The following is a 10,012-nucleotide window of genomic DNA, read 5'->3' as shown; positions in this document are numbered from 1 at the left end:
CACCAGGTAAACCGGTGAACCCAACACCAGGTAAACCAGTGGATCCAACACCAGGTAAACCAGTGAATCCAACGCCAGGTAAGCCAGTGGATCCAACACCAGGTAAACCGGTGAACCCAACACCAGGTAAGCCAGTGGATCCAACACCAGGTAAACCGGTGAACCCAACACCAGATAAACCAGTTTCGGAACAACCAGCTAATCCAACATCGGCTAAGGAACAACTTCCAAATACTGGTGAAACTACATCTGCAGGATCAACTGTACTCGGAGTAGTTGCAGGACTTGTAGGATTGGCAGCACTTGGACGTCGTAAGAAGGAAGACGAAAAATAGTCATCTTTCTTAGGAGAGTAATGTTACTTTGTTTAAAATAACGACTCACATTGACGATCAAATCTGGCTTTAAGTCATAGAAAAGAGTGGCTATCCCCCACTTTGGGGATAACATTTAGAAAATCTTTTCAACATAAAACGCATAATATCAAGGTTTTTGAATATCTGATATTATGCGTTTTTCTGATTTTAAAGATCTTTACCCAGCCTCTTTTTATGCATTTGGAAAACAAAAAGTCTTTCTATGAGATAAAGTTCCTCATAAATCACAACAAATGGAAGAACCCAAAGAAAGTGTTTAGTAGAGTGGGAGTTCTCTTTTTATCAGACTAGAGTTGATGTTTGGTAAGTTTTATTTTCGATAGGTGAGTCGAATACTATGAATTTCCGACATTGAAAATTTTGGGAATGGCGTTTCTTTAGATGAAGTAAGGTGATAGGTTTGACTTGCTCAAGTTTAAGGGGGATTGAATTTTTGAAAAACTCTTTAATCATCTTTTAAGAATATACTCATAAGGGAGAAGTATAATGAGGTTTATCTCAATCTATATGTATTATAAATTTCAAACATAGGTAATATCTTACTGCGGGGCTGTTTTATCTATCATTACAAATCTCTATAATCCCTACAGTTTTTAAACCAACTAACTATAGAACTTTAGAGACTTATAGAGACTTTTTATAGAAGGTAGCAGGTGTAGAGTTCTATGTGCATAAGTCATTAGTTATAGGACTTGAGCAAACTAAAAACCAGCGACTTTAATCGCTGGTTGCTGATGTGATTGTTCACTTGAAAGGGATGGAGGCTTATCTAGACCTTCTATTTCTACGATAGCCATTTAGTTTTTTATTTTCCCAATAACTGTTAAAGATTTTTTCTTTACTTTCACGATCAATTTCTAGGAAATAAGCATAGAGTAGATCGATTAAGATCAACATAGGAAGTTGGGCAGAAATACGTTGGATATAGGAAGCCTGACTTTGGCTTGCCACCAGTACAGTTTCTGTAAATGCCTGAGTTTCTTTGCTAGGCGTACTAGTAAAAAGAACAGTTTTAGCCCCCATATCTTGAGCGTCTAGTAGACTATCAATGATGGATGGAGTTGTTCCTGAAAGGGAGAAACCAAAGACCAAACATTTTTCATCGATGATACTGGTTGTCCAAGCGAAACCGTCTGGATCTGTCAAAGCCTCACAAACGACTCCAAGTCTCATGAAACGCAATTTCATTTCACGCGCAACGAGGCCAGAACTTCCAGTCCCAAAAAAATAGACGCGTTCTGATTGATCAATCATTTGGGCAATGCGCTCCAGTTGGTCATCATCAATCAATTCTTGTGTCATTTCTCGGATATTTGTATAGCTTCTCAAGACTCTTTGGGTCAAAGGATTCATATCCTGTTGTGGAACGGAAAGGGTATCCTTTTGTTGCTGGTATTTGAAAATAAATTCCCGATAGCCCGTAAAGCCACATTTTTTGGCAAAACGAGTGAGAGCCGCCTGAGAAATATGAAGTTTTTGAGTGACCTGCTGAGAAGACAAGTCATCATGAATGGTATCTGCCTGCAAAAAATAGCGGGCAATCTCTTGCTCTAAATCGGTCATTTCTTCAAAGTGAAGATCAATAATCGTAGAGATATCTGGCTTGTTCATGGGACTCCTTTGTAGTTATTTGTTAAACATTATTTGTCAATAAAACCTAACAAATAAAATAGCGCTTACTTCTATTATACCACAGTTGCTTTGTTTTTGGGATAAAAAGGAAAAGTCTTTTCTTTTTCCATAATTTTCTCTTCAAATTATGGTACAATGGAAATTGAGATTTTGATTAGAAATGAGACTGATTTGTATGAGAAAATTCAATAGCCATTCGATACCGATTCGGCTTAATTTATTGTTTGCAATCGTTATTTTACTTTTCATGACCATCATTGGTCGCTTGCTCTATATGCAAGTTTTGAACAAGGATTTCTATGAAACCAAGTTAGCGTCTGCTAGCCAAACTAGGGTAACAACGGGTTCTGCTCGTGGAGAAATCTATGACGCGGCTGGAAAACCCTTGGTAGAAAATACCGTTAAACAAGTCGTGGCTTTCACACGAAGCAATAAGATGACAGCTACTGATTTAAAGGATATTTCCACTAAACTCTTAACGTATGTAACAGTTACCTCGCCAGATTTGACAGAACGTCAAATGGCTGACTATTATCTAGCAGATCCAGCTGTCTATAAAAAAACGGTAGAGGCTCTTCCTAAGGATAAACGTTTTGATTCTGATGGAAATCAACTATCCGAAGCTCAACTTTATAACAATGCTGCTGAGAGTATCACTTCTGATCAACTGAACTATTCAGAGGATGAAAAGAAGGTTATCTACCTCTTTAACCAGCTCAATGCAGTTGGTAATTTTGCGACAGGGAATATTCAAACCGATCCATTAAGTGACACACAGGTGGCCATCATTGCTTCAGCTTCCAAGGAATTACCTGGTATTAGCATTTCAACTTCGTGGGATAGAAAGGTTTTAGAAACATCTCTTTCATCTATCGTTGGAAGTGTCTCTAGTGAGAAATCAGGTCTTCCAGCTGAGGATGTGGATGCTTATTTGCAAAAAGGCTATTCACTTAATGACCGTGTTGGAACTTCTTATCTGGAGAAACAATACGAAGAAGTTCTACAAGGAAAGCGCACCGTAAAAGAAATCCATCTCGATAAATATGGCGATATGGAGAGTGTGGAAAATGTCGAAGAAGGTAGCAAGGGAAAAAATATTAAATTGACCATTGATTTGACCTTCCAAGACAGTGTGGATAATCTTCTGAAAAGTTACTTCAGTTCGGAACTTTCAAATGGTGGAGCAAAATATTCTGAAGGTGTCTATGCAGTAGCGCTCAATCCTAAGACTGGTGCTGTGTTAGCTATGTCAGGGATTAAACATAATTTGGAAACGGGTGACTTAACCACAGACTCGCTGGGGACTGTGACCAATGTCTTTGTTCCAGGTTCTGTCGTTAAAGCGGCTACCATCAGCTCGGGATGGGAAAATGGTGTTCTTAAGGGGAACCAGACCTTGACAGACCAGCCAATCGTTTTCCAAGGATCCCCAGCTATCAATTCTTGGTATACTCTTGCTTACGGTTCCTTCCCGATTACAGCAGTCGAGGCTTTGGAATACTCATCCAATGCCTATATGATTCAAACTGCCCTAGGAATGATGGGGCAAACCTATCAACCGGATATGACAGTTAAGACCGACCAACTAGAGTCTGCCATGGGAAAACTACGCGCAACTTTTGGTGAGTATGGTTTGGGTGCTGCTACAGGGATTGACTTGCCAGAGGAATCAACAGGATTTATTCCTAAAAACTTTGATTTGGCTAATTATCTGTACAATGCTTTTGGACAGTTTGATAACTACACACCAATGCAGTTGGCCCAGTATGTGGCAACAATCGCTAATAATGGTGTTCGCCTGGCTCCTCATATCGTAGAAGGAGTCTATGATAATAATGAGCAAGGTGGTCTAGGAAATTTGATTCAGCAAACAACTAGCACCGAAATGAATAAAATCAATATTTCTGAATCAGATATGGCAATCTTGCACCAAGGATTTTACCAAGTATCGCATGGAACTAGTCCCCTAACGACAGGACGGGCGTTTTCAGATGGTGCCACTGTTTCTATCAGTGGTAAAACCGGTACAGCTGAAAGCTATGTAGCTGGTGGTCAAAAAGAAGCTAATAATACCAATGCCGTGGCCTATGCTCCAACAGAAAATCCTCAAATTGCAGTTGCAGTAGTCTTTCCTCATAATACCAATTTAACCAAAAATGTTGGGCCAGCAATTGCTCGCGACATTATCAATCTATACAACCAACACCATCCAATGAATTAGAAAGGAAGCCATGCTTTATCCAACACCTATTGCTAAGTTGATTGACAGTTATTCTAAACTTCCGGGTATTGGGATCAAGACAGCAACCCGTCTAGCCTTTTATACTATTGGAATGCCGGATGATGACGTCAACGAATTTGCTAAAAATCTCCTTTCAGCTAAAAGAGAGTTGACCTATTGTTCTATCTGTGGACGTTTAACCGATGAAGATCCCTGTTCTATCTGCACAGATCCAAGTCGGGACCAAACAACTATCCTCGTCCTAGAGGATAGTCGAGATGTAGCTGCTATGGAAAATATTCAGGAATACCATGGGTTATACCATGTATTGCATGGGTTGATTTCACCCATGAATGGAATTAGTCCGGATGATATCAACCTTAAGAGTCTTATGACTCGTCTTATGGCCAGTGAGGTTTCAGAGGTCATCGTAGCTACCAATGCAACAGCTGATGGCGAAGCGACCTCCATGTATCTCTCTCGCTTGCTCAAACCTGCAGGTATCAAGGTTACTCGTCTAGCACGAGGTCTAGCAGTAGGAGCAGATATCGAATATGCAGATGAAGTAACGCTCCTAAGAGCCATCGAAAATCGTACCGAACTTTAGTCTGTAAGGATATAGAACAGGCAATTAACTAGCAGATACGATATATAAGAAATCAAGAGACTAGATTTATTTTTAATCCAGTCTCTTTTGTGCTATTCAAGTTTAAAAAAATAAACAAATGTGATATACTAAAAAGCGAGTATTCTAGTAGAAATAGGACAATCATATGAAACAAACAATTATTCTATTATATGGTGGACGCAGTGCAGAGCGTGAAGTTTCTGTCTTGTCAGCTGAGAGTGTCATGCGTGCGGTTAACTATGATCGTTTCGCAGTCAAAACCTTCTTTATCAGCCAGTCTGGAGACTTTATCAAAACCCAAGAATTTACCCAAACTCCTGGACAAGACCAACGTCTCATGACCAATGAAACGATCGATTGGGACAAGAAAATTGCTCCAAGTGCTATCTACGAAGAAGGAGCGGTTGTTTTTCCAGTTCTTCATGGACCTATGGGAGAAGATGGTTCCGTTCAAGGTTTCTTAGAAGTCTTGAAAATGCCTTATGTCGGTTGTAACATCCTATCTTCAAGCCTTGCTATGGATAAGATTACAACTAAGCGTGTATTAGAGTCTGCTGGGATTGCCCAAGTTCCTTACGTAGCGATTGTTGAAGGGGATGACTTGGCTTCTAAGATTGCAGAAGTTGAAGACAAATTAAACTATCCAGTCTTTACCAAGCCATCCAATATGGGTTCTAGTGTTGGTATTTCTAAGTCTGAAAATAAAGAGGGACTTGGTAAAGCTTTGGAGCTCGCCTTCAAGTACGATAGTCGTGTCTTGGTAGAACAAGGAGTCAATGCCCGTGAAATTGAGGTTGGTCTCTTAGGGAACTATGATGTCAAGAGCACTCTTCCTGGTGAAGTTGTCAAAGACGTAGCCTTCTATGACTATGATGCCAAGTATATCGATAACAAGATTACCATGGATATCCCGGCTAAGATTAGCGATGATGTAATAGCTCTTATGCGTAAAAATGCCGAAACTGCCTTCCGTGCTATCGGTGGACTTGGCTTGTCACGTTGTGACTTCTTCTATACAGATAAGGGAGAGGTCTTCCTGAATGAGCTAAATACCATGCCAGGCTTCACCCAGTGGTCTATGTATCCCTTGCTTTGGGACAATATGGGAATTTCTTATCCAGAATTAATCGAATGTTTGGTTGATCTTGCTAAGGAAAGTTTTGACAAGCGTGAAGCGCACCTATTGTAAAGACAGACATAAGGGCGAGGAAGGACTCCTTGCCCCTTTTTAAAGGAGTAAACATGAAACTTACGATTCACGAAGTTGCGCGTGTTGTTGATGCAAAAAATGATGTGAAAAGCTATGCGGATAAGCCGTTAGTCAAGGCAGAGTTTGATAGTCGCTTGATTGGAGCTGGGGATCTATTTGTGCCACTCAAGGGGGCGCGTGACGGTCATGATTTTATCGAGACGGCTTTTGAAAATGGCGCTGCTGTAACCCTGTCAGAAAAGGAAGTGGCAGATCATCCATACATTTTAGTAGATGATGTCTTAACAGCCTTTCAAGCTCTTGCAGCCTACTACCTTCAAAAGACTGGTGTAGATGTCTTTGCCGTTACAGGTTCGAACGGTAAGACAACGACTAAGGATATGTTGGCCCATTTGCTTTCTACAAGCTACAAAACCTATAAAACGCAAGGAAATTACAATAACGAGATTGGATTACCTTATACAGTTCTTCATATGCCAGATGACACTGAGAAATTGGTCTTGGAGATGGGACAGGATCACTTGGGAGATATTCATCTTTTGTCTGAACTGGCTCATCCGAAAACAGCTATTGTGACTCTGGTCGGAGAGGCCCATTTGGCCTTCTTCAAGGACCGTTCAGAGATTGCCAAAGGGAAATTACAGATCGCTGATGGTATGGAGAAAGGGGGCTTGCTTTTAGCACCAGCTGATCCCATTGTAGAGGATTATCTACCTACTGACAAAAAAGTGGTTCGCTTTGGCCCAGGTGCAGAACTAGAAATTACAGAATTAACTGAGCGTAAGGATAGCTTAACCTTCAAGGCTAATTTCTTGGAGCAGGCTCTTGACTTGCCAGTAACAGGTAAGTACAATGCGACTAATGCTATGATTGCTTCTTATGTTGCCCTGCAAGAAGGAGTGACTGAGGAGCAGATTGGTCAAGCCTTCCAGGATCTAGAATTGACCCGCAATCGTACCGAGTGGAAAAAAGCTGCCAATGGAGCAGATATCCTATCAGATGTTTACAATGCTAATCCAACAGCTATGAAGTTGATTTTAGAAACTTTCTCTGCTATTCCAGCTAATGAAGGTGGTAAGAAAATCGCAGTTCTGGCGGATATGAAGGAACTTGGAGACCAGTCTGTTCAACTCCACAATCAAATGATTTTGAGCATTACACCCGATGTCCTTGATACCGTAATTTTCTACGGTGAAGACATTGCTGATTTGGCTCAACTAGCTAGTCAAATGTTCCCAATCGGTCATGTTTACTACTTCAAGAAAACAGCTGAGGAAGACCAGTTTGAAGCCATGGTTAAGCAGGTCAAGGAAAGTCTTGGCGCACATGACCAGATTCTGCTTAAAGGTTCCAACTCTATGAATCTAGCCAAGCTAGTAGAAAGCCTAGAAAATGAGCACAACTGATTTCGCCAAAGCTATTCAGAGAATGTTAGCTATCACTGATACTGGGTTGACCTATTCCAAGGATCCTTATGACCGTGAACGTTATGAGGATTTACGTCAGATTTTATGGAGTGTCTTGCAGGATCAAACAGAGCTTGATCAAGAGGAATTGACTGCAATTTTAAAACCAACAGGTAGCTATGCAACTCCCTTGATGGATGTAAGGGCATGGATTGTTCAAAATCAGAAGATTTGTTTGGTTAGAGGGCAAGGAGAGGATACTTGGGCCTTACCTGGTGGCTTTGGCGAGGTAGGATATTCTCCCAAGGAAAATATCCGAAAAGAAGTTCAGGAAGAAACAGGCTTTTCTGCAGAAGTAGGCTCTTTATTGGCGGTTTTTGATACCAATCGCTTTCAACTTCAGAACAAGCAGTATGCAAAGTTCGTCTTTGACTGTCAGTTATTGGATGGACAATTTCAAGAAAATCAAGAAATTGCAGAACTTGAATTTTTTGATATCAAGAGTCTTCCTCCCCTATCTGAAAAACGAATAACCAAAGAACAAATGGAAATTCTATGGCAGGTCTATCAGGGTGAGCGGGAACAATATGTCGATTAGAAGCTTTGTTTTATATTAAGATCGACAGTTTCTTTTACACAAAAATATAAGAAATAAATGTAAGCTAGGCTCTATAAAAATCAGTAAGAGATTGGCTTATATGAAAATGAGGAAAGTTACATGAATTTTTGGGATGCTTTATTTAGTACGCAGCCGACAGAGCCACCCCAGTTTGACCTTCTTTGGTATGGAAGTCTATTTACCTTATTAGCATTGACTGTATTTCTTGCCTACCGTTATGGTGAGAAAAAAGTCTGTCAACGATTTTTCCAGATTTTACAGGCTCTACAGTTAATCCTGCTCTACGGATGGTATTTGGTTAATCAGATGCCTTTAACAGAAAGTCTACCCTTTTATCATTGCCGTTTGGCTATGTTTGTAGTGCTTTTGATCCCGGGTGTCTCTAGAGTCAAACAGTATTTTGCTGTATTGGGAACCTTTGGAACTTTGGCAGCTTTTATTTATCCAGTGCCAGATCCCTATCCCTTCCCCCACATTGCCATCCTGTCCTTTATTTTCGGACACTTAGCTCTCCTTGGAAATTCCTTGATTTATCTCCTGAAGGACTACGATGCTAGTTTACTGGATTTCAAACGAATCCTAATGATCACGTCTTCGCTCAATGCCTTGATTTTCGTGGTTAATTTAGTAACAGGTGGAGATTATGGATTTTTGACAAGACCACCATTGGTTGGAGACCACGGTCGTTTGATCAATTATCTAGTGGTAACGCTATTCTTGACTTGCGCTATTTACTTAGTCTCTAAAATTTTTCAGACAATCCTTCAGGAGCAGGCAGAAAAAAGGTTGAGAATCTGGCAGAAATAAAAAAATATTTTTCCAATCTCTTGACTTTTATCTGAGAATTTTGATACAATAGTAGACGGTATTGTTTACCCCATTTGTAAGGCCCCGGAACCTTTCAAATAACTTGCGGACCGGAACATCCGCCCTGTAAACAAAAACGATATTCATATAGGAGAAATCATGAACAAAACTACATTCATGGCTAAACCAGGCCAAGTAGAACGCAAATGGTACGTTGTTGACGCAACTGATGTACCTCTTGGACGCCTTTCAGCAGTTGTTGCTAGCGTACTTCGCGGAAAAAACAAACCAACATTCACACCACACACTGATACAGGTGACTTCGTAATCGTTATCAATGCTGAAAAAGTTAAATTGACTGGTAAAAAAGCATCTGATAAGATCTACTACACTCACTCAAACCACCCAGGTGGATTGAAATCAATCTCTGCTGGTGAACTTCGTTCTAAAAATGCAGTTCGTTTGATCGAGAAATCAGTTAAAGGTATGCTTCCACACAATACTCTTGGTCGCGCTCAAGGTATGAAATTGAAAGTATTCGTTGGAGCTGAGCACACTCACGCTGCACAACAACCAGAAGTTCTTGATATTTCAGGACTTATCTAAGGAAAGGAACAATAAAGTATGTCACAAGCACAATATGCAGGTACTGGACGTCGTAAAAACGCTGTTGCACGCGTTCGCCTTGTTCCAGGAACTGGTAAAATCACTGTTAACAAAAAAGATGTTGAAGAGTACATCCCACACGCTGACCTTCGTCTTGTCATCAACCAACCATTCGCAGTTACTTCAACTGTAGGTTCATACGACGTTTTCGTTAACGTTGTAGGTGGTGGATACGCTGGTCAATCAGGAGCTATCCGTCACGGTATCGCTCGTGCCCTTCTTCAAGTAGACCCAGACTTCCGCGATTCATTGAAACGCGCAGGACTTCTTACACGTGACTCACGTAAAGTTGAACGTAAGAAACCAGGCTTGAAAAAAGCTCGTAAAGCTTCACAATTTAGTAAACGTTAATTCGAGAGAATTACTATACTTACAAAGAGCACCTTTCGGGGTGTTCTTTTTTATGCTTCCATACTAAATTGGTGCAATTGACACAGTTGTTGCGA

Annotated in this window: 10 protein-coding genes; 9 read left to right on the top strand and 1 reads right to left on the bottom strand. The window is 40.6% G+C overall.

The annotated features are described in order from the left end of the window. On the top strand, window positions 1-335 hold a 335-nt coding region (locus tag HMPREF2795_RS07015), incomplete at its 5' end, for an LPXTG cell wall anchor domain-containing protein (RefSeq protein WP_222563237.1). An 807-nt stretch (window positions 336-1,142) separates the two neighbouring features. Here HMPREF2795_RS07015 and HMPREF2795_RS07010 read toward each other — a convergent pair. Next, a complete protein-coding gene (locus HMPREF2795_RS07010; protein WP_060956197.1) occupies window positions 1,143-1,988 on the bottom strand; it encodes a MurR/RpiR family transcriptional regulator in 846 nt (281 codons plus the stop codon). Window positions 1,989-2,184: 196 nt separating this feature from the next. Between HMPREF2795_RS07010 and pbp2b the strand changes: the two genes are divergently transcribed. The 8 genes from pbp2b (at window position 2,185) to rpsI (ending at window position 9,917) form a co-directional block, all read left to right on the top strand. Further along, entirely contained in the window at window positions 2,185-4,230 is a 2,046-nt protein-coding gene (gene pbp2b, locus HMPREF2795_RS07005) for a penicillin-binding protein PBP2B (protein ID WP_075228537.1), read from the top strand. A 10-nt stretch (window positions 4,231-4,240) separates the two neighbouring features. Further along, window positions 4,241-4,837, top strand: a complete 597-nt coding sequence (gene recR / locus HMPREF2795_RS07000) for a recombination mediator RecR (RefSeq protein ID WP_070888870.1) — start codon at window positions 4,241-4,243, stop codon at window positions 4,835-4,837. Window positions 4,838-5,003: 166 nt separating this feature from the next. Further along, complete coding sequence (locus tag HMPREF2795_RS06995) at window positions 5,004-6,047, top strand: D-alanine--D-alanine ligase (protein ID WP_075228536.1); 1,044 nt, start codon at window positions 5,004-5,006, stop codon at window positions 6,045-6,047. A 53-nt stretch (window positions 6,048-6,100) separates the two neighbouring features. After that, the gene (gene murF, locus HMPREF2795_RS06990) at window positions 6,101-7,474 is read left to right on the top strand and encodes a UDP-N-acetylmuramoyl-tripeptide--D-alanyl-D-alanine ligase (RefSeq protein ID WP_075228535.1); all 1,374 of its coding nucleotides are present in this window, start codon (window positions 6,101-6,103) and stop codon (window positions 7,472-7,474) included. After that, complete coding sequence (locus HMPREF2795_RS06985) at window positions 7,461-8,072, top strand: NUDIX hydrolase (RefSeq protein ID WP_000108120.1); 612 nt, start codon at window positions 7,461-7,463, stop codon at window positions 8,070-8,072. The genes murF and HMPREF2795_RS06985 overlap by 14 nt, the downstream gene beginning before the upstream one ends. 120 nt (window positions 8,073-8,192) lie before the next feature. Further along, window positions 8,193-8,900, top strand: coding sequence for a YwaF family protein (locus HMPREF2795_RS06980; protein WP_075228534.1), 708 nt, complete (start codon window positions 8,193-8,195; stop codon window positions 8,898-8,900). 159 nt (window positions 8,901-9,059) lie between these two features. After that, window positions 9,060-9,506 (top strand): 50S ribosomal protein L13, encoded by a 447-nt coding sequence (gene rplM, locus HMPREF2795_RS06975; protein WP_001044622.1) that lies wholly within the window; start codon window positions 9,060-9,062, stop codon window positions 9,504-9,506. Window positions 9,507-9,524: 18 nt separating this feature from the next. After that, window positions 9,525-9,917, top strand: a complete 393-nt coding sequence (rpsI, locus tag HMPREF2795_RS06970; protein ID WP_000075973.1) for a 30S ribosomal protein S9 — start codon at window positions 9,525-9,527, stop codon at window positions 9,915-9,917. Window positions 9,918-10,012 lie beyond the last annotated feature (95 nt).

The sequence above is a fragment of the Streptococcus sp. HMSC056C01 genome (genome assembly GCF_001811305.1).
Lineage (GTDB): Bacteria > Bacillota > Bacilli > Lactobacillales > Streptococcaceae > Streptococcus.
Note: the sequence above shows the minus strand (reverse complement) of the source record. Positions and strands in the feature narration are given on the sequence as shown.